The 24,573-nt window shown below is 73.9% G+C and carries 13 protein-coding genes; 5 read left to right on the forward strand and 8 right to left on the reverse strand.

Going from position 1 to position 24,573, the window contains the following annotated elements; genetic code table 11:
- Positions 1-63 precede the first annotated feature (63 nt).
- Together KV381_RS13035 and KV381_RS13040 are read right to left on the reverse strand one after the other, a co-directional pair.
- The gene (locus KV381_RS13035; protein ID WP_218785250.1) at positions 64-1,311 is read right to left on the reverse strand and encodes a serine/threonine-protein kinase; all 1,248 of its coding nucleotides are present in this window, start codon (positions 1,309-1,311) and stop codon (positions 64-66) included.
- Between the two features lie 175 nt (positions 1,312-1,486).
- Complete coding sequence (locus KV381_RS13040; RefSeq protein ID WP_030075757.1) at positions 1,487-3,169, reverse strand: serine/threonine-protein kinase; 1,683 nt, start codon at positions 3,167-3,169, stop codon at positions 1,487-1,489.
- 477 nt (positions 3,170-3,646) lie between these two features.
- On the opposite strand from KV381_RS13040, the gene KV381_RS13045 reads away from it, so the two are divergent.
- From KV381_RS13045 to KV381_RS13065, 5 genes are all read left to right on the forward strand, one after another.
- On the forward strand, positions 3,647-7,411 hold the full coding sequence (locus KV381_RS13045) for an FHA domain-containing protein (protein ID WP_218785251.1): 3,765 nt from the start codon (positions 3,647-3,649) through the stop codon (positions 7,409-7,411).
- A gap of 275 nt (positions 7,412-7,686) precedes the next feature.
- Entirely contained in the window at positions 7,687-9,051 is a 1,365-nt protein-coding gene (locus KV381_RS13050; RefSeq protein WP_098027199.1) for an ABC transporter substrate-binding protein, read from the forward strand.
- A 106-nt stretch (positions 9,052-9,157) separates the two neighbouring features.
- Positions 9,158-10,444, forward strand: a complete 1,287-nt coding sequence (locus KV381_RS13055) for a carbohydrate ABC transporter permease (protein WP_218787210.1) — start codon at positions 9,158-9,160, stop codon at positions 10,442-10,444.
- Positions 10,441-11,382: a carbohydrate ABC transporter permease gene (locus tag KV381_RS13060; protein WP_030075748.1), complete on the forward strand. Its 942-nt coding sequence runs from the start codon at positions 10,441-10,443 to the stop codon at positions 11,380-11,382. Before KV381_RS13055 ends, KV381_RS13060 begins: the two co-directional genes overlap by 4 nt.
- Before the next feature lie 185 nt (positions 11,383-11,567).
- Positions 11,568-13,799: a bifunctional glycosyltransferase family 2 protein/CDP-glycerol:glycerophosphate glycerophosphotransferase gene (locus KV381_RS13065; protein ID WP_218785252.1), complete on the forward strand. Its 2,232-nt coding sequence runs from the start codon at positions 11,568-11,570 to the stop codon at positions 13,797-13,799.
- 44 nt (positions 13,800-13,843) lie between these two features.
- Here the strand turns inward: KV381_RS13065 and KV381_RS13070 are convergent, their stop codons facing one another.
- From KV381_RS13070 to KV381_RS13095, 6 genes are all read right to left on the reverse strand, one after another.
- Positions 13,844-14,986, reverse strand: coding sequence for a glycosyltransferase (locus KV381_RS13070; protein WP_218785253.1), 1,143 nt, complete (start codon positions 14,984-14,986; stop codon positions 13,844-13,846).
- The gene (locus KV381_RS13075) at positions 14,983-17,895 is read right to left on the reverse strand and encodes a CDP-glycerol:glycerophosphate glycerophosphotransferase (protein ID WP_218785254.1); all 2,913 of its coding nucleotides are present in this window, start codon (positions 17,893-17,895) and stop codon (positions 14,983-14,985) included. The genes KV381_RS13070 and KV381_RS13075 overlap by 4 nt, the downstream gene beginning before the upstream one ends.
- Positions 17,892-21,338 carry a bifunctional glycosyltransferase/CDP-glycerol:glycerophosphate glycerophosphotransferase gene (locus tag KV381_RS13080; protein ID WP_218785255.1) on the reverse strand — a complete coding sequence of 1,149 codons (3,447 nt, stop codon included), beginning with the start codon at positions 21,336-21,338 and terminating at the stop codon, positions 17,892-17,894. The genes KV381_RS13075 and KV381_RS13080 overlap by 4 nt, the downstream gene beginning before the upstream one ends.
- Positions 21,339-21,557: 219 nt before the next feature.
- Entirely contained in the window at positions 21,558-22,460 is a 903-nt protein-coding gene (locus KV381_RS13085; RefSeq protein WP_218785256.1) for a TylF/MycF/NovP-related O-methyltransferase, read from the reverse strand.
- An 11-nt stretch (positions 22,461-22,471) separates the two neighbouring features.
- Positions 22,472-23,230 (reverse strand): methyltransferase domain-containing protein, encoded by a 759-nt coding sequence (locus KV381_RS13090; protein ID WP_030628875.1) that lies wholly within the window; start codon positions 23,228-23,230, stop codon positions 22,472-22,474.
- A 134-nt stretch (positions 23,231-23,364) separates the two neighbouring features.
- Positions 23,365-24,549: a CDP-glycerol glycerophosphotransferase family protein gene (locus tag KV381_RS13095; protein ID WP_218785257.1), complete on the reverse strand. Its 1,185-nt coding sequence runs from the start codon at positions 24,547-24,549 to the stop codon at positions 23,365-23,367.
- Positions 24,550-24,573: the final 24 nt, after the last annotated feature.

The raw sequence follows: 24,573 nt of genomic DNA on the forward strand, positions 1-24,573 counted from the left end.
ACCGGATGAAGCTTGCCCTCCCCCGGGAACCGGCCCGGAATACCACCCGGGGAAGGGGTGCGCTCAGGGGGTCGCCGGGGCCGAGTTCTCGCTGTCCCGGGGCGCCCCGTCCCCGTCTCCGCCGCCGGTGGCCAGCCAGCCGCCGACCGCGACGGCGGCGCAGAGGGCGAGGGCGGCGAGAGCGAGAGTGAGGCGGCGCTTGCGGACGGCGGCCGCCTTGTTGCGGGCGGATCCGGGCCGGGGCCTGCCCGGGGCGCGGGGGGCGCGGGCCGTCCCGAGCGGGCCGCCCGCCAGCTCGTCCGGGGCCGGGACGCGCATGCTCGTGTGGGTGTCCCGGTTGGAGTCGGGCGCGGAGCCGGGCACCAGCGGGACCGCGCCGCGGCGGCGGGGCTCCTCGGCGGCCGGGGTGTACTGCTGCTCGTCGTAGCCGGCGGGCTGCTGGTCGCTCTCCTCGGGGCCCGGCTCGTCCACCTCCAGCGGGGGTATCCCCGCCAGCAGGGGCAGCAGGTCGCGCAGCCGTACGGCGAGCTCCGAGGCGCGCAGCCGGGAGGCGGGGGCCTTGGCCAGGCACTGGACGAGGAGCTGCCAGAGCTCCTCGGGGATGCCGGGGAGCGGGACGACGGTCTCGGTGACATGGCGGCGCAGGACCGCGCCGGGGTGGCCTCCGCCGAAGGGCGTGAACCCGGCGAGCAGCTCGTACAGCACGGTCGCGAGCGCGTAGATGTCGACGGCGGCGCGCGGCGGCAGGCCCTCGACGATCTCGGGGGCCAGGTAGTCCGGCGTACCGATGATCTTCGTGGCCTTGGTGCGGCGCGGGGTGTCGATCAGCTTGGCGACGCCGAAGTCGGTGAGCAGGGCCGGGTGCGAGCCGCCGGGGCCGAGCGGGCCCTCCATGTCGAGCAGGATGTTCTCCGGCTTGACGTCCCGGTGGACGATCTGGGCCTTGTGCGCGGCGGCCAGCCCGTCGGCGACGTCCGCGATGATCGCGACGGCGGCCTCGGGGGCGAGGCGGCGCTCGCGGTCCAGTCGGGTGCGCAGGTCGGTGCCGCGTACGAGCGTCATGACCAGGGCGAGGTCGTTGCCGTCCACGACGAGGTCCCGGACGGCGACCACGTGCGGGTGGTCGAGTCCGAGCAGGGCGGTGCGCTCCTGTACGAAGCGGCCCACGAGCTCCTGGTCGGACGCGAGGTCCTCACGGAGCAGCTTGATGGCGACCGGGCCTTCGGGCCCTTCGCCGAGCCATACCGTGCCGGCGCTGCCGCGCCCCAGGATCTGGTGGGCCGTGTACCGGCTGCCGATATTCCGTGCCAAGACTGCTCCCTCAGCGGCTGGCGGTGGACCCCCGGTCGACAAAGTTACGCGGCGTTCGGGGTGTCACGTGCCCTGGATGGCGCCGACCTTCACTTCTCCGGGCGAAATAGGCCCGGAGAAGTCGACAAAGGGACAGGGTGACGGGCCGGGCCATGAACAGGCCGGCCCCGACGGGTCAGGCCCCGCCCGATCCTCCGGCGCTGTCGCCGAGCTGGGAGAACCAGTCGGTGACCTTGCCGATGGCGTCGCCGATCGCTTCCCAGTAGCCCTTGCCCTGGGCGACCCAGTCCTGGAGCGGGGTCAGCTCCCAGATGAGCCAGCCGGCGATGATCAGGAGCACCACGGTGAACAGGCAGCCCTTGAGGCAGCCGAGTCCGGGGATGCGCATCGGGTTGGCGCCGCGCTGCCTCGGCGGACGCGGCTCGCGCGGCGGGCGCGCGGCCGGCTGCTGGGGCTGCTGCGGCTGCGGAGGGGCGTACTGCTGCCGCTGGGGCTGCTGCGGCTGCTGGTAGCGCTGTGGCTGGTGCTGTTGCGGCTGCTGGCGCTGCGGCGGGTACTGCTGGTGCTGCGGAGGCGGCTGGCGGCGCTGGGGCTGCTGCGGCTGCTGGTACTGCTGCTGCGGCGGCTGCTGGCGCTGGGGGCGTCGGCGCAGCGGGTCCTGGCTCGGGTCGAGGTACTGGACCTGGGTCTGCTCGTTGCGGTCGCGGGCCGCCTGGAGCTGCGACTGCCAGGGGTGCGGGCCGTCCGGCTGCGGCGGCCCGTCGGGGCGCTGCGGCACGGGCGGCAGGACGGCGGTCGGGTCGGCGTGGCCGCCGGGTCCGCCCTGGCCGCCGGGTCCGGTCTGCGGGAGCACGCTGGTGGCGGCGGCCGGGTCGTAGGAGCCCGCGTTGCTCGGCAGCACCTGCGTGGGGTCGGCCGCGCCCGGGGTCTCCGGGACGGCCGTGGGCGCCGGGTCGGGGGCGAGCAGGGCGCCCACTCCGTCGGCGGCGGCGATCTGGGCGGAGTTCGCGTGGACGCCGATGCCCGCGGCGACCGTACGCAGACCACGGGCCAGGTTCTCGGCGCTGGGCCGGCGCTCCGGGTCCTTGCTCAGGCAGCGCTCTATGACCGTCCACAGCGGGGCGGGCACGGTGGAGGGCCGGCGGGGCTCCTCGCTGAGGTGCCGGTGCAGGACTTCGAGGGCGGTGCCCCCGGCGAACGGCGGGCGGCCGGTGACCAGTTCGTACAGCAGGATGCCCGCGCCGTAGATGTCGACGGCGGAGGTCTGCGGGCGGCCCTCGGCGGACTCCGGCGCCACGTAGGCGGGCGTGCCGACGAACTCGTGGGTCCGGGTCAGGCCCGGGGAGTCGGCGAGGCGGGCGATGCCGAAGTCGGTGAGCATCGGGGTCATGCCGCCGTCGCGCTCGTCGAGCAGCACGTTGGCGGGCTTGAGGTCGCGGTGGACGACGCCGTCGGCGTGGCTGGCGGCGAGCGCGTCCGCGATCTGCGCGGTGAGCAGCGCTGCGGCGACCGGGGTGAGCGGGCCGTTCTCGCGGAGGTAGCGGTGCAGGTCGGGGCCGTCGATCAGGTCCATCACCAGGGCGAGGAGATCGCCCTCGACGACGAGGTCGCGGGTGCGCACGATGTTCGGGTGCGTGAGCCGCAGCAGGACGGAGCGCTCCCGCAGGAACCGCATCACGACATCGGCGTCGTTGGCCAGCTCCTCCTTGAGGACCTTGATGGCCACGGTCTCGCCGGGCTGACCCGCGACGGCCGCCTCGGCGCCCGCGGTCTCCCGCTGGCGGGCTCGCCAGACGGTGCCCGTGGCGCCGCGCCCGAGCGGCTCCTCGAGCAGGTACTTGCTGCCTACCGGCCGCACGTCATGCGCTCCCTGCTGATCGTGGTGCTTGCGGTCCCCCGAGAGGGTGCCCGAATGTTCCGGCCCACTGTAGTGCCGCCGAACGGGGCATGTGGGGGCTCGCGTTTCGGGGGAAGACGCGCGGACCGGGCGGAAGGTTGCCGTACGGCCGCCCCAGGGACGCACGAACGTTCGGACGCACGTACGGGTTCCGGTCCGGCGGTGGGCAGGTAGCTGCCAGGGAAGCCGTCCGAGCGGCAGGTTCCGGACGCAAGCAGGCACTTTTGCGCCCACAGCCGACCATTCAAGATCATTTAAAGGTGACCGCCGGGCGTGTTGTCAGTGGCAGGTGCGAGGATGCCTCCAGCACGGATCTGCGGGCTCGGAGTCTCGCGGTGCGTGACGACCTGTACGGACGACGTGTCCGTGCCGGGTGGGGGGAATCACAGGGCGTTTCCCCTGCCGGGCACCCCCGCGCAGAAGGGACCGCTGACGGCGATGCAGATCCGGCTGACCGTCCTCGCGCCGCGCAGCGGCCAGACCCCGGCGCGCACCTGCGACGTGCTCGTCACCGCCCCCGCCGGGACGGCGCTGGCCGCCGTCGCCTCCCAGCTGGCCGCCGCCGTTTCGGGGCCCGAGAGCTCCCAGGGCGGCGGGGCGGTCGTGCTCTTCGCCGGCCGGGAGCGGCTGGACGGGCACCGCGTCGCGCTGGGTGAGCCGCCCCTGGTGGACGGCGCGGTCCTCTCGCTCCAGGTGCCCGGCGACGACGAGGCGACGGACGACGCCGTTCCGGCCCAGCTGCACGTGGTGGCGGGGCCGGACGCGGGCGGGGTCCACCTGCTGCACGGCGGGCAGATCCGGATCGGCCGCTCCGCCGACGCGGACGTCCCGCTCGACGACCCGGACGTCTCCCGGCTGCACTGCACGGTGACGGTCTCCGACGACGGCCGGGTCTCGGTCGCGGACCTCGGCTCGACGAACGGCACCTCGCTGGACGGCGTCGAGGTGCGCGAACGGCCGGTCCGTCTCGTCCCCGGCGCCCTGCTGCGGCTCGGCGAGTCCGCCCTCCGCCTCACCGCGGGCTCCCGTCCGGCGACGCTGCCGACCGCCCCGGACGGCGAGGGGCACCTGCGGGTGACCCGCGCCGAGACGGGGTCCGCCGCCCCGGGCCAGGGCACCGGTGCGCCGTTCGCCGCGCACACCCCCGACCACGGCGGCCCGGGCCCCGGCCAGGCGTACGGCGCCCCGCCCCGGACCACCGGCCCCGGCGCGTCCGCACCGGCCTCCCCGTTCTCCACCGCCGCCCCCTCCGTTTCCGCCGCTCCCTCCGCTCCCTCCGTCCCCGACGAGGGCTCCTGGCCGGATCGCGCCGAGGCCGGACACGGCGACCGCGGCCGCGACGAGGAGTTCACCGACGCCCCGGCGCCCCGGCGCGGCATAGGGGCCTGGGCGAGGCGGCTCAAGGGCGGTGCGAAGGGTGAGCAGACGGCGGGCCCGGAGACCGGGGGCGGCCGGCCCCGGCCCTCCGGCGGCCCGGACGCGTACGGCGCCGCCCGCACCCCGGACGGCCCGGGCGCCGCGTCGGCGTACGGATCGTCGGCGTACGGCTCCGGGGCGCGCGGGTCGTCGGCCGCGTACGCCTCCGACACCTCCGGAACGTACGGCTCCCGGCGTTTCCCGGACGGGTCCGCCGACCCCTCCGGCGATCCGGCGTCCGGGGCCGGGCACCTCGCCTCGCCCGTCTCCCCCGGTTCGCCCTTCTCCGCGCTGGCCTCCGCCCCCGAGGGCACCTGGCCCGACCCGGCCGCCGTGCTGCTGACCGCGCTCGGACCCGGGCCCCGGCTGTGGGAGCGCCACCCGGAGCACCCGGAGGCGCTGGTGGTGCGGCTCGGCACGACCGACCGGGCCGAGGTGCCCGCCGTGCCGGTGACCGTGGGGCTGCGGGAGGCCGGTTCGCTGGGGCTCGCCGGTCCGCGCGCCCGGCTGGCGGGGCTGGCCCGCGCGACGGTCGCGCAGCTCGCCGCGCTGCACTCCCCGTTCGACCTGGAGATCGTCCTCATCAGCACGGACCGCGCCCGCCCGCTGGAGGAACGGCGGCGCGAGTGGTCCTGGCTGGGGTGGCTGCCGCATCTGCGCCCGACGCACGGGCAGGACTGCCGGCTGCTCCTCGCGTACGACCGTGAGCAGGCGGCCGCCCGTACGGCCGAGCTGGTGCGCCGCCTCGACGAGGGCCCGCTCGGTCCCGGCTGGCCGCATCTGGACCGGGCGGCGGTGGCCGAGGCCGCCCGTGCCCACAAGGGGCCGCACACGGTGGTCGTCCTGGACGGCGACCCCGGTACGGCGATGCTGCGCGAGACCACGGCACGGCTGGCCGGTGCGGGCGCGGCGGCCGGGATCCATCTGATCTGCCTGGCCGAGACCCCGGCCGCCTCCCCCACCTCCCCGGTGGCCGCGACGTACGAGGCCGCCTGCCGGGCCTCCATCGCCTTCCGCGAGTGCGGGGCGGTCGCGATGCTGAGCGGCGATGTCGCCACGGCGTTGCGGCTGCTGCGCACGGCGGGCGGGCAGGCGGCGGGGCACGGCACGGTGGCCGCCGTGGACGCGGTGTCGTCGGCCTGGGCCGAGCGGTTCGGGCGGGCGCTCGCGCCGCTGCGCGAGGAGGGCTCGGCCGCGCTGGCGGGCCGCCCGACCACCGCGGCCCTGCCGCCGTCCGCCCGGCTGCTGGACGAGCTGGGCCTGGCCCGCGCCACTCCGGCCTCGCTGATGGCCCGCTGGGCGTCCACGGCGGAGTCCCAGCCCGGCGCCTCGGCGCCCAGGGCCTCGGCTGTCTCCGCGCCCCGCCAGGAGCTGGACAGCCCCAACTCCGGCCGCACCCTCAGCGCGGGCCCGCGCGTCGGCCCGCAGCGCACGGCGGCCTCATCGGAGCGCGACTCCGGCCGCACCCCGTACCCGGCGGCGGGCACCCCCGACCCGGACCGCACCCCGTACCCACCCCTGGACGCCCGCGACTCCGGCCGCACCCCTTACCCACCGCTCGACGCCCGCGACTCCGGCCGCACCCCCTACCCACCCCTCGACGCCCGCGACACCCGTGACTCCGAGCGCACGCCCTACCTCGGTGCCCAGCGCTCCGGGCCGGGCCAGGGTTCCGGGGCCGGTGAACAGGGCGACGCGGTCGCGGACCGGCCCACCGTGCACTCCGGCCGGCCGGTCCTCGTGCTCGGGGCGGGCCCCCGCGGCCCCCTCAGCGTCGATCTCGCCGACGAGGGACCGCATCTGCTGATCGAGGGGCCGTCGGGCAGCGGCCGTACGGAACTGCTCCGGGCCGTCGCCGCCTCGCTCGCCTCCGCGGCCCGGCCCGACCGGCTCGGCATCCTGCTGGTCGACGGCGCCGGCGGCGAGCAGGGCGAGCGCGGCGAGGGCCTGCTGCCCTGTACGGAGCTGCCGCATGTCTTCACGCACCTCGTGGCGTGCGACCCGGTCCGGATGCGGGAGTTCGCGCAGGCCCTGGGCGGCGAGCTGAAGCGGCGCGCCGAGCTGCTCGGCGACCTGGACTTCGCCGCCTGGCACGAGCGGTACGCCCAGCAGGAGGCTCAGCAGGAGGCCTCGCCCCGCGTCGTGGGCCAGCGGCCGCCGAGCGGTGCCGAGCGGCGGGGCGATCTGGACTCCCCGGCCAGCGGCACCCTGCGGCTGCGCCCCGCCGCCGCCCGGTCCGCGGACCCGGGCCCGTCCCCGCTGCCCCGGCTCGTCGTCCTCGCCGACGACTTCGACGCCCTGGTCGCCCCGGCCCTCGGCAGCCCGGGCCGGCCCGCCGCCGGTTCGGTGGTGCGGGCGCTGGAGGCCGTGGCCCGGGACGGCGGACGGCTCGGCGTGCATCTGGTCGCCACCTCCGCGCGCCCCGACCGTACCGAGGACACCGAACTGGCCCGCGGCGCCCGGCTGCGCATCGTGCTGGACGCCCCGGTGCTGCCGCCGTCCCCGGACGAACCGGCCCCCGGCCGGGGCCGGTTGGGGCATCCGGACGGCCGGGTGACGCCCTTCCAGGGGGGCCGGGTCACCGGCCGCATCCCGCGGACGGCGACACTGCGCCCCACCGTGGTCCCGCTGGAGTGGGAGCGGATGGGCGATCCGCCGACCCGCCGCCCGGTCCGGGAGCTGGGCAACGGGCCGACCGACCTGGCGCTGCTCGCCAGCGCTCTGGAGCGCGCGGCCCGTTCGGTGAACGCCGAACGGCTGCCCGCCCTGGTCCCGTTCACGGCCTGAGGCGACCACCGGCGCAGGACACCGACACCGGCACGACCCGCCTCCGGCGCTCGCACCCGGCCACCGCCCCGGCGTACGCCTGCCGCCCCTCCCTGCCCCTGCCCGGGGCCGTGTCCGTCATGCCCTGACACGACGTCACGAGGCGATCACGATCGCCATGTTGGGCCCTACGGCGGTATTGCGGGGCCCGAGCGCCGGGCGTAGGACTGTGCGCACGGACGACGTGGTCCGGGCATGCGACGTGGCCGGGCGCGTAAAGAAGAGACGGGGCAGGAATGCGCACAACCTTCTCGATACGCAGGGCCGCACTCGTGTTCGCGGCGGTCGGCGCTCTCGCGCTGACCGGCTGCGGGGGCGACGGCGACGGCAAGAAGAAGTCGGGCGACGACTCCGGCAAGGGCACGGACAGCGCGTCCACGGTCGACCTGCCGAAGCTGGACGGGGAGAACGTCTCCGTCGCCGCGGTCTGGACCGGACCCGAGCAGGCCAACTTCACCAAGGTGCTGGACGAGTTCGAGAAGCGTACGGGCGCGAGCGTCACGTTCGTCCCGGCGCAGGACCCGATCATCAACTTCCTGGGCACGAAGATCGCGGGCAAGCAGCCGCCGGACGTGGCGATGATCCCGCAGGTCGGCGCGATCCAGCAGGCGGCCGCGAAGAAGTGGGCCAAGCCGGTCGGCCCCGAGGCGAAGGCCCAGCTCGACAAGAACTACGCGAAGGTCTGGCAGGACCTCGGCGCGGTGGACGGCACCCAGTACGGCGTGTACTTCAAGGCCGCCAACAAGTCGCTGATCTGGTACAACGCCGCCGCGTTCGACAACGCGGGGGCCAGTGAGCCGAAGACCTGGAAGGACTTCCTGACGACCGCGGAGACCATCTCCGCCTCCGGCGTCACGCCGGTCTCGGTGGGCGGCGCGGACGGCTGGACCCTGACCGACTGGTTCGAGAACGTCTACCTCTCCCAGGCGGGTCCGGAGAAGTACGACCAGCTGGCGAAGCACGAGATCCCGTGGACCGACCCGTCCGTGAAGGACGCGCTGACCACGCTGGCCGAGCTGTTCGGGAAGCCGGAGCTGATCGCGGGCGGCGCGGACGGGGCGCTCCAGACGGAGTTCCCGGCCTCGGTGACACAGACCTTCACCGGGGGCGACCAGCCCAAGGGCGCGATGGTCTTCGAGGGCGACTTCGTCTCGGTCAACATCGCGCAGACCGAGGCGAAGATCGGTACGGACGCCAAGGTCTTCCCGTTCCCGGCGGTCGGCGCGGACTCCCCCGTGGTGACCGGCGGCGACGCGGCGGTGGCGCTGAAGGACACCAAGGGCGCGCAGGCGCTGCTGACCTGGCTGGCATCGTCGGACGCGGCGAAGATCTGGGCCGAGGCGGGCGGGTTCATCTCCCCGAACAAGGGCCTGGACCTGAAGGCGTACCCGAACGACGTGCAGCGCACGATGGCCCAGGCGCTGATCGACGCCGGTGACGACGTCCGGTTCGACATGTCCGACCAGGCCCCGCAGTCGTTCGGCGGGACGCCCGGGAAGGGCGAGTGGAAGATCCTCCAGGACTTCCTGAAGAACCCGAAGGACATCGCGGGGACCCAGAAACAGCTGGAGTCCGAAGCGGTCAAGGCGTACAAGAGCTGACGCCGTGACGACAGCGACCGCGGGGGGCGCCGGTGCGGCGCCCCCCGCCGACGAGACGAGTCCGCGCCCGGCCCCGCCGCCGGATCCGAAGAAGTCCGGCCGGAGCGTGACCGGCACCCGCAAGGTCATCGCGGCGGCGTTCCTGCTGCCCGCGCTGGTGCTGCTGGGTGCGCTGGTGCTGTATCCGATCGGGTACTCGGTCTACCGGTCGTTCTTCGACCAGGCCGGTACGGGCTTCGCCGGGTTCGACAACTACAAGGCGCTGTTCACCGACGCCACCATCCTCACGGCGGTGAAGAACAACGCGATCTGGGTGGTCTTCGCCCCGACGGTCGCCACCGCGCTCGGGCTGATCTTCGCGGTGCTGACCGAACGGATCCGCTGGGGCACCGCGTTCAAGCTGATCGTCTTCATGCCGATGGCGATCTCGATGCTGGCGGCGGGCATCATCTTCCGGCTGGTGTACGACCAGGCTCCGGAGCGCGGGGTCGCCAACGCGGTGGCGGTGAGCGTGCACGACACGTTCAACGAGTCCGCCGGCTTCCCGAAGGCCCGCCCGCTGCCCGTGCACCCGCTGGAGAAGGGTGACGGCGGGACGTTCGTGTCCAAGGAGCCGATCCGGGCGGGGCAGCCGCTGCGGGTGCCGCTGGTCGGGGTGGCTCCGGCGAAGATGCCGGGCGACGCGAAACCCGCGGAGGGCGCTCCGACGGCCTCCGGGGACACGATCTCCGGAACCGCCTGGCTGGACTTCACCCGGGGCGGCGGCGGCAAGCCGAATGTCGTCGACCCGAAGGAGCTGGGGCTGAAGGGTCTGAAGGTCGAGGCGGTGAAGGACGGCAAGGTCGTCGCCACCGCCACAGCGGGGGCGGACGGCGTGTTCACCCTGCCCGCATCGGCGGACGGGGCCCAACTGCGCCTGCCCGCCGACAACTTCCGCGAGCCGTACAACGGCGTCGACTGGCTCGGTCCGTCCCTGGTGACGCCCGGGATCATCGGCAGTTACGTGTGGATGTGGGCCGGGTTCGCGATGGTGCTGATCGCGGCGGGCCTGGCCGGCCTGCCGCGCGAGCTGCTGGAGGCGGCCCGGGTGGACGGGGCCAACGAGTGGCAGGTGTTCCGCCGGATCACGGTGCCGATGCTGGCACCGGTGCTGGCGGTGGTCCTGGTGACGCTGATGATCAACGTACTGAAGGTGTTCGACCTGGTGTTCATCATCGCGCCGGGCTCCTCGCAGGACGACGCGAACGTGCTGGCGCTCCAGCTGTACCGGTCCTCGTTCGGCACGGACGCGGACCTCGGCATCGGCAGCGCCATCGCGGTGCTTCTGCTGCTGCTGGTGATCCCGGTGATGCTGATCAACATCCGCCGGATCCGGAAGGAGGGACGCCGATGAGCAGCGCACCGGACGTGAACACCGCGCGCATCGGCCGCCAGAAGGCGGTCACCCGGCAGCCGGGCGCTCCCGAGGCGCCCAGGGCCAGACCGTCGCTCGGCGCGCGGATCGCCGCCCGGGCCGGCGGCGGCGCGATGCGGGTCTTCCTGATCCTGGTCGCCCTGTTCTGGCTGATGCCCACGATCGGCCTGCTGCTGTCCTCGCTGCGCGGTCCGCAGGACATCGCGGCGACCGGCTGGTGGAAGATCTTCACCGCCCCGTCCGAGCTGACCTTCGAGAACTACCAGCGGCTGCTGGACAATTCGACGATCACCGGCTCGCTCGTCAGCACGATCATGATCACCGTGCCCTCCACGGTGCTGGTGGTGGTGATCGGCTCGCTCGCCGGATACGCCTTCGCGTGGATGGACTTCCCGGGCCGGGACTGGTGGTTCCTGCTGGTCGTCGGGTTGCTGGTGGTTCCGGTGCAGGTCGCGCTGATCCCGGTCTCCGAACTCTTCGGCACCATCGGGATCTTCGAGACGACGCTCGGGGTGGTGCTGTTCCACACGGCGTTCGGCCTGCCGTTCGCGATCTTCCTGCTGCGGAACTTCTTCGCGGAGATCCCCCGTGAGCTGCTGGAGGCCGCCCGGCTCGACGGGGCGGGCGAGATCCGGCTGTTCACCCGGGTCGTGATGCCGCTGGGCGGTCCGGCGATCGCCTCGCTCGGCATCTTCCAGTTCCTGTGGGTGTGGAACGACATGCTGGTCGCGCTGATCTTCGCGGACTCCGAGTCGCCGCCGATCACCGTGGCGCTCCAGCAGCAGGTACGCCAGTTCGGCAACAACATCGATGTGCTCGCGCCCGGCGCGTTCGTGTCGATGGTGATCCCGCTGGCGGTGTTCTTCGCCTTCCAGCGGCAGTTCGTCTCCGGCGTGATGGCGGGCGCGGTCAAGTAGCCCCTGCCGCAAGGCCGTACGGCTGTACACCTGCACACACGTACGTCAACACGGAGCGGCCCGGCTCCCCGGAACCGGGCCGCTTCGCCGTGCGCGTCCCCCGAATGCCACGTCCGGCGTAACCCTGTCATTCCATCCGACGTTTGCGGGCCACCTGGTTCCCGCGAACGACCCATGGATGTGTAGTGCCCCGGTTCACTGTCATCGTGCCCGCATTCCGGGTCCAGGCGTATCTGCACGCGTGTCTGGATTCCGTGCTGAGTCAGTCCTTCAAGGACTACGAGATCATCGTGGTCGACGACTGCTCCCCCGACGCCTGCGGTCCGATCGCCGACGAGTACGCCCGCCGGGACCCCCGCGTCACCGCGCTGCACCTGCCCCGCAACATCGGCCTGGGCCCGGCCCGTAACGCCGGGATGGCCCGGGCGGGCGGCGACTACCTGGTCTTCCTCGACGGCGACGACACCCTGCTGCCGGACGCGCTCCGGACCATCGCCGACCGGATCGACGCGACCGGCGAGCCCGATGTCCTGATGTACGACTACGCCCGTACGTACTGGACGGGCCGCAGCGTCCGCAATGTCCTGGCCGCCCATCTCGACGAGGGCGGCCCGGCCCGTTTCCGGCTCACCGACCGCCCCGAGCTGCTGCAACTCCTCATGGTCGTCTGGAACAAGGCGTACCGCCGGGCGTTCGTCGAGGCCGAGGGGTTCGCGTTCCCGCCGGGCTACTACGAGGACACTCCCTGGACCTACCCGGTGCTGATGGCGGCCGATTCGATCGCGGTGCTGGACGCGGTCTGCGTCTCCTACCGGCAGCGGCGGCGCGGCAACATCCTCTCCACCACCAGCGAGAAGCACTTCGACGTCTTCGACCAGTACGACCGGGTCTTCGCGTTCATCGACTCCCGCCCCGAACTCGCCCTGTGGCGGCCGGTGATGTTCCGCCGGATGCTGGACCACTTCTCGGCGCTGTTCGCCTCCCGGGACCGGCTGCCACCGCACAGCCGCACCGCGTTCTTCCGCCGGGCGACCGCGTCCTGCCGCCGCTATCACACCCCCGGCGCCCCGGTCCCGCGCCGGGCGCTGCTGCGGCACGGCCTGATGCATCTCGGGGCGCGCCGCACCTACCGGGCCCTCTCGGTGGCCCAGCGCCTCGGCGGCCGGCTGCGCAGGGCGGCGGAGGCCGTGCGCCGGGCGGTGCGGGGCGCGGCGCTGCGGGCGCACTACCGGATCCAGCTGCTGCTGCCGCTGCGCCCCCGGGACGCGGTGTTCACCGCCCGGGGCGGCCGGGGGTACGGGGGCAGCCCGGCGGCGATCGAGGCGAAGGTCCGCGAGCTGGTCCCGGGGGCGCGGACGTCCTGGATCTGCCGGGCCGTCGACGCCCACACCGTGCCGACCGGCAGCCGGCACCTAGCGCCCGGCACCTTCGCCCACGGAACGGCGCTGGCCCGTTCCGCGTATCTGGTGAACGACTCCTCCTTCGACCGGGGGCTGGTGAAGCGGCGCGGCCAGGTGCTGGTGCAGACGCACGAGGGCACGCCGCTGCGGTCGGTGGGCACCGATCTGCTGGACCGGCCCGCCGCCGCCCGGGGCACGGACTTCGAACAGCTGCTGCGCTCGGTCGACACCTGGGACTTCTCGCTCTCGGCCAACCCGCACTCCACCCTCGTACGGGAGCGGGCCTATCCGTCCGCGTACACGACGCTGGAATACGGCTCGCCGCGCAACGACGTGTACCACCGCACCGGCCCGGCCGAGGTGGCGCGACTGCGCGAGACGCTGGGCATTCCGGCGGGCAGTACGGCCCTGTTGTACGCCCCGACGCACCGCGACTACCGGCGGGTCCAGCGGCCCGCCCTGGACCTGGAGCGGCTGGTCCGGATCCTGGGCCCGCAGTTCGTGATCCTGGCCCGTGCGCCCCGCCCGCCGGGGCCCGGCGGCGTCCGCCGTGCGCCGCATCCGCGGATCATCGATGTCAGCGCGCACCGGTCGGTGGAGACGCTGGCGCTCGCCTCGGACGCCCTGATCACGGACTACGCGTCACTGATGTTCGACTACGTGAACCTGGACCGCCCGGTGGTGCTGCACCTGGACGACATCGAGGCGTACGAGGCGGCCCGGGGCACGTACTTCGACATCACGGCGTTCCCGCCCGGCATCGTGGCCCGGAGCCAGGACGAGCTGTTCGACATCTTCGCCACGGACCACTGGCGGGGCTCCCGCTCGGCGCAGCTGCGGGCCGCGTTCCGGGACCGGTTCTGCCCGTACGACGACGGGTACGCCGCCGAGCGGGTGGTGCGGCGGGTGTTCCTCGGGGAGACGGACGGGCTGCCGCTGCCGGTGCCGCCCGCCGCCCGCCGGACGCCTGCCGCCCTGCCCACGCAGGACGGGGCCGGGGCGACCGTCGGGGGCTGACCCGGGCCCGTACCCCAGGCCCCCGGGCCCGTACCCGGGTCCGGTCAGCGTTCCAGGAACGCGAACAGCTCCTCCCAGCGGCGCAGGGTCTCCGGCTCGGAGAACCGCTGGACGCCGGACCGGGCCCGAGCGCCCATGGAGTCGCGCAGCCGGGGGTTGCCGGTGAGCCGCAGCAGCCGGTCGGCGAGGGCGGCGACGTCCCCGGCGGGGGCCAGGAGCCCGTCCTCGCCGTCCCGGACGATCTCCCGCACCCCGGGCGCGCAGTCGAAGGCGGCGCAGGGTACACCGCTGGCCATCGCCTCCAGGAGCGCGAGCGGGAAGCCCTCGCCCCGGGAGGACTGGACGAAGACGGAGGCCTCCGCGAGGGCCCGCTCGACGTCGTCGGTGCGGCCCATCCACTCCACGGACCCGTCGAGGCCGAGTCCGGTGCACTGGGCCTTCAGCGCGGCCTCGTCCTCGCCCGCCCCGTACACCCGCAGCCGCCAGTCCGGGCGGAACGGCGCGACCAGGGCCCAGGTGTCCAGGAGCAGGTCGATGCCCTTCTGGTCGCTGAGCCGGCCGATGCTGGCGACGGTCCGCTCGGTGCGCGGGGAGGGCACGGCGGGGAGGCGGGAGAGGGCGTTGGGCAGGAAGCCGACGTTGTTCATGCCGTCCCCGGCCCACCGGTCGGCGTCCTCCTCGGTGAGGACCAGCCAGTGGTCGAGGTCCTTGTAGTGGTTCTTGATCCAGCGGTAGCGGTGGCTCGCGCGGGAGTAGCCGTAGGACTCGTGGCTCATGCCGATGACCCGCAGCCCGGTGGTGTCGGCCTCCCCGACCCACTCCATCGCCCAGACCTGGGTGACGATGACGACCGCGCCGGGGCGGGCGGTAGCGAAGATCTCCGAGAGCCGGCCGACCGCCCGCTTCTTGGCGGCGACGCGGGCCGCCTCCTTGCGCCGCGCGGGGATCCGGAAGCGGTCGCGGATGCCGTGGGGCGTCCAGGGGGTCGGCGGGTGGGCGGGGTAGAGGGCGGTGACGGGGTGGGCGGGCTGTTCGGGCAGCACCATCGTGAGGTCGGAGGCGTGGATGCCGATGGCGTGCACCCGGTGGCCCTGACCGGCCAGCAGGCGCGCGGTCTGGTGCATCCAGCCGGTGACGCCGCCGAGTTCGTCGGTGCTGTTGGAGACGATGAAGATGTCGCGGCTCATCGGCCAGCCCCCCGGTCGTGGTCGGTGGTGTGGCGGGAGGACCGGCGGGCCGCGGGGCCGAAGACGGCCTCGACGGTCCTGCGGGCCGCGTCGCCCCGGTCGTAGGAGCCGAACCGCTCCGCGAACGCCCGGCGTTGATCGGCGAACCGGCTGTCGGACTTCTTGAGTTCCGCGAGGGCGGTGAACAGCTCGTCCTGGGTGGCGGTCACCGGCCCGGGGGCGTTCTCCCGCAGGTCGAAGTAGCTGCCCCGCTCGTCCGCGTAGGCGTCGAGGTCCGGGGCGAACAGCACGACGGGCCGGTCGAGCAGGACGAAGTCGAACATGATGGAGGAGTAGTCGGTGATCAGCACATCGGTGAGGGCCAGGAGTTCACTCACGTCGTGGTGGCGTGAGACGTCGACGACGGTGCCGGGCGGGCAGACCGGCAGCCGGGCGGACTCCAGGTAGTGGGACCGCACCAGCAGGGTGTGGGTGTCGCCGAACCGCGCCGCGAACTCCCGTACGTCCAGCAGGAGTCGGCTCCTGCGCTGTTTGCCGGGGCCGCCCCGGAACGTCGGCGCGTACAGCACGGTCTTCTTGTGGTCGGCCAGAGCGAGCGCCTCGGCGAGCGGCGGTCGCGGCAGCCGCCCTTCGGTCTCGGACCGGTTCCGCTCGGCGATCAGGGCGTCGTTGCGCGGGTAGCCGGTGCGCAGGAGCCGTTCGTCGGGCAGCCGGTAGGCGCGGGCGAGGGTGTTCACGTCGTGCTCGGAACGGACGAGGAAGTGGTCGAAGCGGTCCACGGCCCGCTGGAGCCGTTCGCGCTGCGGGGCGTTCTGGAGCCGTACGCGGGTCTCGTCGAAGCCCATCCGTTTGTACGCGGAGCCGTGCCAGGTCTGGAGGTACGTGGTGTGCCGGGGCTTGCGCAGATGCTGCGGGAAGCCCTGGTTGTCGACCCAGTACTCCGCGCGGGCCAGCGCCCACAGATAGCGCCAGGACCAGCGGCGTACGAGGCGGGCGTCGTCCGGGAAGCCGGCCGGGGCGGGGTCGTAGGACCAGGTGGCGTGCAGTTTCAGGCCCTGGCGGCGGATCTCCTCGTACAGGGCGCGCGGGCTGTCGCCGTAGCAGGTGCCCATGTGGCTCTCGAAGACGACGGAGCCCCGGCGCACGGGGAGCCGGGTGAGCCAGCTGTTGTAGGCGGGGGCCTTGAAGCCGCGGGAGCGGTAGCGGTCCAGGCGCTTGCGCAGGGCGCGGACGAGGAGCTTGGCCTTGCGGGCGGGCCGGAAGTGCGTGGCGTAGCGGACGAGGCGGTGGGCGGTGCGGGCCGGGCGGCGGCGGGCGGTCAGCCGGAGCGCGAAGTGGTCCTTGAGCGTGATGTAGGGCTCCCAGGTGTCCCCGGCGAGCCGCCCGAGCCGGGGCCGGGCGGCGAACCGTACCGCTCCGGCCACCTGGTCCTGCGGGGCGAACAGATCGCTGACGGACCGGGGCCCGTCGGGGCCCTCCGCCTGTACGGTCAGCCGCGCGTCCCACGCCGTGTCGCGGACGCCGACGGGGCGCAGCCGGCGCGAGACGTCGGCCCGCGCGCGCCAGATGATCCCGTTGCCGTCGTGCCGGACCTCCTCGACCGGGAACGCGACGGCGCGCGCCCCGCCCCGGGCCCGGAACTCCAGGGTGGCGGTGAGGGGGGCGCCGGGGGCGGGACCGCTGTGGCCGGGCAGCACGAGGCGCCCTTCGAGCAGCAGCCGGCCGTCCTCGGCGGTGGCGCAGCGGGTGAGCCGGTTCATCAGCCGGAGCTCGCCGAACGAGCGGTGCTGGTAGCCGAGTTCGGTGACGTCGAGGGCCGGGTCCTGGGTGTCGCCCTCGCCGTCACCGCCCTTGCCGTCGCCGCTGCCGTCGCCGCCCCAGGTAACCCGGCCGTCCGCGTCCGTCGTCAGCGGCGCGCACACCGTGGCGGGCCGGCTCAGCGCGTACGCCGCCGCGAGGACCCCTTCCGTGTCGCCCCGGGCCAGCAGGGTCACGGCGACCCGCTCCAGCGGCGGCAGCTCCGGCGGGACGGGCCCGGTCAGCGCGCGGGCGGCCGCCGCGGCGACCCGGGCGCGGCGGGCGGCGGGCAGCCCGGGGAAGGAGCGGACCAGCGGCACCAGGTGGTCGCGGGCGAACGCCCGCTCCCGCTCCTCGCGCAGTCCGGGCAGCCCGCGCGTAAGGAGGGTGTTGGCGACCCGGCGGTGCGCCTCGACCAGGGCGGTGAGGTCGCGGGCCCGGTCGGGGACGGCCCGGCCGGTCACGATCAGCCGGCGGACCAGGGCGATCCGGCCGACCGACGCGGCGGCGAGCGGGCCGAACAGGATCTCGCCGTGCGCCAGGTCCTCCTCGTACCGCAGCCCGTGCCGCCGGACGGCCTCGCGACGCAGACAGAATCCGGTCACCAGGGCGTCCCTGACGACGAGTTCGGGGGCCTCGGTGAAGCGGGCGAGGGTGCGGGAGCGGGCGAACAGCCCGCCCTGCCAGGACGGTTCACGCTCCTTGCCGCTCTCGTCGGCGGTCCGGCTCCAGCGGCCGGCGATCAGGTCGGCGCGGCTGGTCTCGCCCGCCTGCCAGAGGTTGCGGCAGGCGTGCAGTTGGAGGCGTTCGCCGGTGGCGAGGACCAGGACGTACCGGCCGTTCGCCGCGTCCAGGCCCGCGTTGCGCAGGGCGCCGGTGGTGCGGACGGCCGGGTCGGCGTGGACGAGGCGGATCCGCCCGGGGGCGCGGTCGGCGAGGGTGCGGGCGGCGGTGCGGACGGCCGGGTCGGCGGCGGAGGCGAGGACCACGACGGCCTCGGCCCCGCGCAGCGACTGGCCGAGCACGGACTCCACGGAGGCGCGCAGGGCGTCGGCCCCGCCCGGTCCGTCGTGGTCCCCGCCGCCGGTGATCACACAGCTGAAGTCGCTCATGCCTGCTCTCCCTTGAGCATCCGGTCGACGACCCCGGCGGCGGCGCTCCCGTCGTCGAGGTCGCAGAACGCCTCCCGGAACCGCGCGTACGCATCGCGGTGCCCGGCGGTGGCGGCCTCCGGGTCGCGCAGGGCGGCCACGATCCCGGCGGAGTCGGGGATCAGGGGGCCGGGGGCGCGGTGCTCGAAGTCGAAGCAGAAGCCGCGCAGGGTGTCGCGGTAGTGAGCGAGGTCGTGGGTGTGGAAGAGCATCGGGCGGCCGGTCTGCGCGAAGTCGAACATGATCGAGGAGTAGTCGGTGACCAACGCGTCGCTGATCAGAAGTAGTTCGGCGACGTCCGGGTGGCGCGAGACATCCCGCACGAAGTCGGTGTCCGGGACGCTGCCGCCGACGAGGTAGTGGCGGCGGACCAGCAGCACCTGGTTCTCGCCGAGGGCCTGCCTCGCCTGTTCCAGGTCGAGTCGGAGATCGAGCCCGTAGCGTCCGCCCTGCCGGGGCTGGTCGTCGCGCCAGGTGGGGGCGTACAGGACCACGCGCCGCCCTTCGGGGATCGCGAGCTGTTCGCGTACGGCGGCGGCGACCTTGTCGCGGTCGGGGGCGTACAGCAGGTCGTTGCGCGGGTAGCCGCACTCCAGGACCTCGCCGGAGTAGCCGAAGGCGCGGCGCAGGACGGGGGTGGAGAAGCTGTTCGGCGAGACGAGCACGCTCCACTGGGCGGACCGGTGTTCCATGGACGCCATGTACGCGGCGTCGGCGTGCGGGGTGCCCGCGAGGTCGCGGCCGATGCGCTTGAGCGGGGTGCCGTGCCAGGTCTGGACGACGCACTGGCCGTCGGCCCGCTCGAACCACTGCGGCAGATGGGTGTTGGTGACGATCCACCGGCTGCGGGCCAGCGCCTGGTACCACTCGGCGCTGTGCAGGGCGACGGGCCGGACGCCTTCGGGCACGGCCGCCTGCTGGTCGCGGACGACCCACAGGTGTTCGATGTCCGGTTCCCTGGCGGCGAGTTCGCGGTGGATGGCCCGGGGCGAGTCGGAGAACTGGCGGCCGTCGAAGCTGGAGTAGAGGACGGCGGGGCGGGTCGCGGCCGGGGCGACGGAGCGCAGCACGGCATACCGCTCGCGCCGGACGCGCTGCCCGTACGGACCCCGGTCGACGGCCGGGAGGGCGCTGCCGGACTCCAGGACGAGCCGGTCGTGGTGGCGCCGCTGGAGGGTGAAGTCCCGCCCGCCCGCGTGGTGTTTCCGGGGCAGGGTGCGGTGCAGGGGGGTGGCCGACCGGAGCGGCCGGTACGCCTCCGGGTCCCGCTCGCCCGGTGCGCGCATAAAGAGGTACCAGCGCCCCTCGGCGAGCGGCAGCGCTCCGCCGGGCCCTTCGACGGCGGCGGGTGCGATGACGGCCCGGAAGTCGTCGCCCCCGACCCGTTCCATCGCGACGACGGCTTCCTCCCGGTGGCCGCTGTGGCGCAGGACGAGTTCCCGTGCGGTGCCGGTGAGTTCGGGGAAGGTTCCTTCGAGCACCAGCTCGCCCGATTCCTCCCAGCCGAGGGAGGTGACGACGGGCTGGACCGCCCGGTCGGTGAGCACGAGGTCGCCGGAGGGGTTGGGGGCCGCGTACAGCTCACGGCCGCCGGGCAGTGCGTAGCGCCCGTCCTGGCCGTCGGGGCGTGCGGCGACGGTCAACGGCTTGCCCTCGCCGATGAGTTGCACGCCCCAGATGTCGTCCTGTCCCCGGAACGCGCTGAGCGGGATGTCCGCCGCCCGGGAGCCGAGCGAGCCGCGCAGGGCGAACTCCCGGGTCTCCTTGGTGCGCCACTCGGTGAGCCGGAGGGCGACCGGCCCGGCGTCGCCGAGGACCTTAACCTCCAGGCGTACGGCGTCCTCGACCGCCGACTGCCCGGTCAGGACGGCGGCGACGCGTTCGATGCGCAGCTCCAGCTTGTTGCCGGACAGGACGGGGACGATCCGGGTGCGCTCGTCGGTGTACGTCACGGCGGGCGGGGCCGGGGTGGAGACGAGCCGCATCGGGCCCCGGCGCGGCCGGCCCGCGCCGACGACGACGGCTTCCGGCTTCCAGGTCGTACGGTCGCCCTTGGCGGTGAGCCTGCGCGGGTCGACGACGGCCTCGAACCCGGCGCGGTCGTAGCGGTGCAGGGAGCGGCCGGACCGGGCGGTCGCCTCATCGCCGCCGACGGGCCGCAGCCGCAACGGGATCAGCCGCTTCCCGGACCGCAGCCAGCCGAGCCGCGGGGTGCCGCCCGGGGCGTTGCGCACATAGGCGTACCCGGTCAGCCGCAGCAGCCCGTCCCGCCAGACGGCCTCGGTGAGGTGGGCGTGGACGGGCAGATCGGCGGCGGTCAGGGCGGTGGCGGCGGGCGGCAGCGGGTCGCGGACGGCGGGGTGGTGGGCGCGCGGGCGAAGCGGTCCGCGTACGTGGAAGGTGTCGCGGTCCTTCTTCTCGTCGGCGAGGAGGGCGAGGAGTTCGGGCAGCCGGCGCTCGCGGATGAGCTGCCACTTGACCCGGAGGTGCAGGGGCAGTTCGGCGAGGACGCCGGGTTCGACGGTGGCGGCGAACGCCCCGGCGTGCTCCAGGAAGGCTTCGTGGAACTCCGCGTCGCCGTCGGGCAGGGCCTCGATGAACAGCCACAGGTCGCCGGAGAGCGCGTGGGCGTCGTAGCGGCGCTTGGCCTCGGCGGCCCCCTCCGCCGGCGCCCGGCCGGCGAGGAAGCGGCTGACGGTGGTGACGGCGGCGACCCGGTCGCGGATGCCCCGGGGCACGGCCCGCCGGGTGGTGATCGAGCCGTCGCGGTCGCGCCAGTGGTAGACGGGCTCCTCGACGACGTCGACCGAGCGGGCCAGGAAGTGGGCGGGCAGGACGACGGCGATGTCCTCGTACAGCACGCCCGTCGGGAAGGCGAAGGCGTGCTCGTCCCAGAAGGTGCGGCGGAAGACCTTGTTGCAGGCGATGCGGTCGCCGAGCAGGATCCAGTCCCGGGTGACATGGGTGGCCGGGCGGGCCTTCTCCATCGGCTTGCGGAACATCGGGGACTGTTCGAGCTCGCCGCCCGCCCGCAGCCGGAGCACGTTGCCGGTGGCGAAGTCGGAGCCGGTGCGGTCGAGTTCGGCGAGCATCCGGGCGTACGCGCCGGGCGGCACGACGTCGTCGCTGTCGACGAACGTCAGGAACTCCGCCTCGGGGTGGGCCTCGCGGATCCCGGCGTTGCGGGCCGCGCCGAGCCCGGCGTTCTCCTGCCGGAGCAGCCGGAAGCGCGGGTCGCGGTCCACGAACTCCTGCGCGATGACCGGGCCGTTGTCCGTGGAGCCGTCGTCGACGAGGACGATCTCCAGGTCCGGCATGGTCTGTTCGGCGAGCGAGGAAAGGCAGGCACCGAGGTACTCCTCGACGTTGTAGAGGGGGACGACGACGGTGAGACGGGGTGCCATCGCGGCGCACGATCCTTCCGGGGACGGGGGCTTCGGGGGCGTGGAGGGGCCCGCCGGGGGCCATGGGGTACAACCCGCGCCGGGTGGACGGGTCACCCGAGGGGGTCCGTTCGGGTGACGCGGAGGGCGGAGTCGGGGCGCCCGGGGGCGTGCCGGGAGCACGTTCGAGCCCCGTACCGGGAAGGGCACGGGGCTCGGCGCGGCCACGAACGGCTCGGGTCAGGGCTTGACGGCGATGCGGCCCTCGTCCATCCGCAGCAGGAGGAGCCGTTCGCCGGTCTTGTCGAGGAACTCGTCGACCGCCTGCCGCGAGCCCTGCCAGTAGCCGTAGTCGTCGATCAGGAGGACACCGCCACTGACCAACCGCCCGTACAGGTGCTCCAGTTCGTGCTTGGTGGAGGCGTACCAGTCGGTGTCCAGACGCAGGATGGAGATCTGCTCGGGAGCCTGCGCGGGCACGGTGTCCTCGACCCGGCCCTGTACGTAGTGGACACGCTCCTTCGGGTACGGAATGTTCTCGAAGCCCGCCTTGACGTCCTCCAGCGAGGCGACCGCCCAGATCGGCCGGTCCTTGCCCTGGGCGTCCAGCAGCTCCTGGGCCGGCCGGCCGTCGCGCCGCAGGTCCTCGGCGGTGGGCGGGGTCATGCCCTCGTACGTGTCGAAGAGGTACAGATCGCGCTCGGTCTCCCCGACGGAGAGCAGGGTCCGGGCGCAGGCCTGCATGGAACCGCCGCGCCAGACGCCGCACTCGACGATGTCACCGGGGATGTTGTGCCGGGCGATGTGCCGGGTGGCGAGGATGAAGGCGTTGAGCCGCTCCGGCGAGGTCATCGAGTACGGCTTGACCGCGCGGATGATCTCCTTCGCCTCGTCGTCGTAGTCCTCCGGGAACGCCGGGGCGGGCTTCCTCGCCTTGGGCTTCGCGGCCGCCGGGGGCACATGGGCGGGGGCGGGAGCGTCGGCCGGAGCGGCGGCCGCCGCCGTCGCGGGACCGGCGGGGGCGGTGCGGGCGGCGGGCACCGTGACGCGCCTGAGCTGATACCCGGTGAGCTGCTGAAGGACGCCGTTGACGGCGTTGCGCCAAGCCATGCCCCGGGACAGTACGCGCGATTTGTGGCTCATGTCACCTTTCGTCAACCTGCCATTGATCGGGGCGGTTCCTGTTCGAGCGAGGCCGCCGGCGCGGGCACGGTCTTCGGGCGTCCGCACTCCGCGCGGCCGTCGAGCGGCGCGGGCAGCGGGACGGAGTCGACGCCGCCGACCCGGTTCGCCCACCGGACGGCCACCTCCCGCACGACGAACATGGTGAGGCGCGGATAACGCCGCGGCTTGCGGAAGACGCCGACGGAGTCGCCCCAGTAGGCGGCCTTCCTGTCGATGGCCCGGTAGTCGTGCCAGATGCCCTTGTGCGGCGGGAAGTCGGTGTAGGCCTCGCGCAGTTCGAGCCGGGAGTGCGCGGCGAGCGCCCGGAAGCCGTCGGGGTAGTAGCGCCAGCAGTCCTGCGCGTCGTGGACATGGCCGCGCGAGGGGGCGGTGACGAAGGCGTGCCCGCCCGGCTTCAGGATCCGGGCGATCTCCAGCATGGAGGCCCAGAAGAACGGAATGTGCTCGAACGCCTGCCCGGACAGCACGACATCGGCGCTGTTGGAGCGGGCGGGGATGCGGTACGGCTTCTTCATCACGGCGTCCACGTTGGGCCCGTCCTGCACGTCGACGCCGAAGTAGTCGACGGGGTGCCCGGCGAGGAGCGCCCGGTGGGTACGGGTCTGCTTGCCGGAGATGCGCGACCCGAGGTCCACGACCCGGTACGTGCCGTTGCCGGAGGCAGGCCCTTCGACGGGCAGATACTCCTTGACGCAGAGTTCCATCTGCTCGTAGGCGGACCGGTGCATGGACGTCTCCCAACATGGCGGGGTGAGCGAGCTGTTGGGCACAACGACCGGGCGGGGCGGAGGAATCGGAACGGCTCGGCCGCGGTGGGCCATCCGGGTGACGGGCGGGTGGACCGGGGTCACCGGGCCGGGGGTCACAGGGCCGGGGCGAAGAGCCGCCGGACGACGCGTTCCGCCGCGTGCCCGTCGTCGTACGGACAGAACCGCTCCCGGAACGCGGTGCGCAGCGCGGCCGAAGCGGGCGAGCGCCACTCCCCCGTCCGGAACACCTCCGCCAGCTGTCCGGGGGTGGTGGTGACGGGCCCCGGGGTGTCGCCGGGACGCCCGGAGAGCAGGTCGAAGTAGGTGCCGCGCGCGGCACGGTAGGCGGACCAGTCGGGGGCGTGGACGACGATCGGACGGTCCAGGCAGGCGTAGTCGAAGGTCAGGGAGGAGTAGTCGGCGATCAACGCGTCGGCGGCCAGGCAGAGTTCCTCGACCCGGGGGTGCGCGGTGACGTCGATGACGCGCCCGGTCGGCACGCTGTCGCCGAGTCCGGCGGACCGCCCGTAGAAGTAGTGGGCGCGCACCAACACGACATAGTCGGGACCGAGTTGGCGTGCCAGCCGCTCCGGGTCGAGGTCGGGTGCGAAGCCGGTGCGGTAGTCGCGGTGGGTCGGGGCGTAGAGCAGGGCGGTCTGCCCCTCGGCGATGCCCAGTTCGGCCCGGATCTTCGCGATGTCGTCGGCGGTGGCGGTGAAGTAGACGTCGTTACGGGGGTATCCGAGGTCGATCCGTTCGTACGCGCCCGGGTAGACGCGGTCCCACACCTCGGTGGAGTGCGGGTTGGCGGAGAGGCTGAAGTCCCACTGCCGGACATGGGCGAGGATCTTGTCGAAGTCGGTCTTCCGGGCGAGGGCGGGGTAGCCGCGCTGGTCGAGCCCCATGGTCTTGAGCGGGGTGCCGTGGTGGGTCTGGAGATAGCGCTGACCGGGCCGTTTGGTGAACCCGCCGGGGAAGCTGGAGTTGTTGACCAGATAGGTGGCGGTGGCGATGGCCCGCCAGTAGGGGCGCGAGCCCTCGATGACGTACGGCACACCGGCGGGCATCCGGTCGCGGTGCCGGGAGGAGACGGCCCACACGCCCCGGATGTGCGGGGCCAGTTCGCGGGCCTTGGCGTGGATCGCGGCCGGATTGCAGGCGACGCCCCGGTTCCAGTACGCCCCGTAGACGGCGAGGCCGGGGTCGAGCGGGCGGTGCAGGTCGGCGCGGTAGACGGCCCGCATGGCCTGACGGCGGACGAACCGCTTCACGGAAGCGGCGGAGGCTCTGGGGGGCATGGCAGCCGAGCGTAGTGGCGGGCC

The sequence above is a fragment of the Streptomyces sp. WY228 genome, assembly GCF_019287315.1.
GTDB classification, from domain to species: domain Bacteria; phylum Actinomycetota; class Actinomycetes; order Streptomycetales; family Streptomycetaceae; genus Streptomyces; species Streptomyces caviscabies.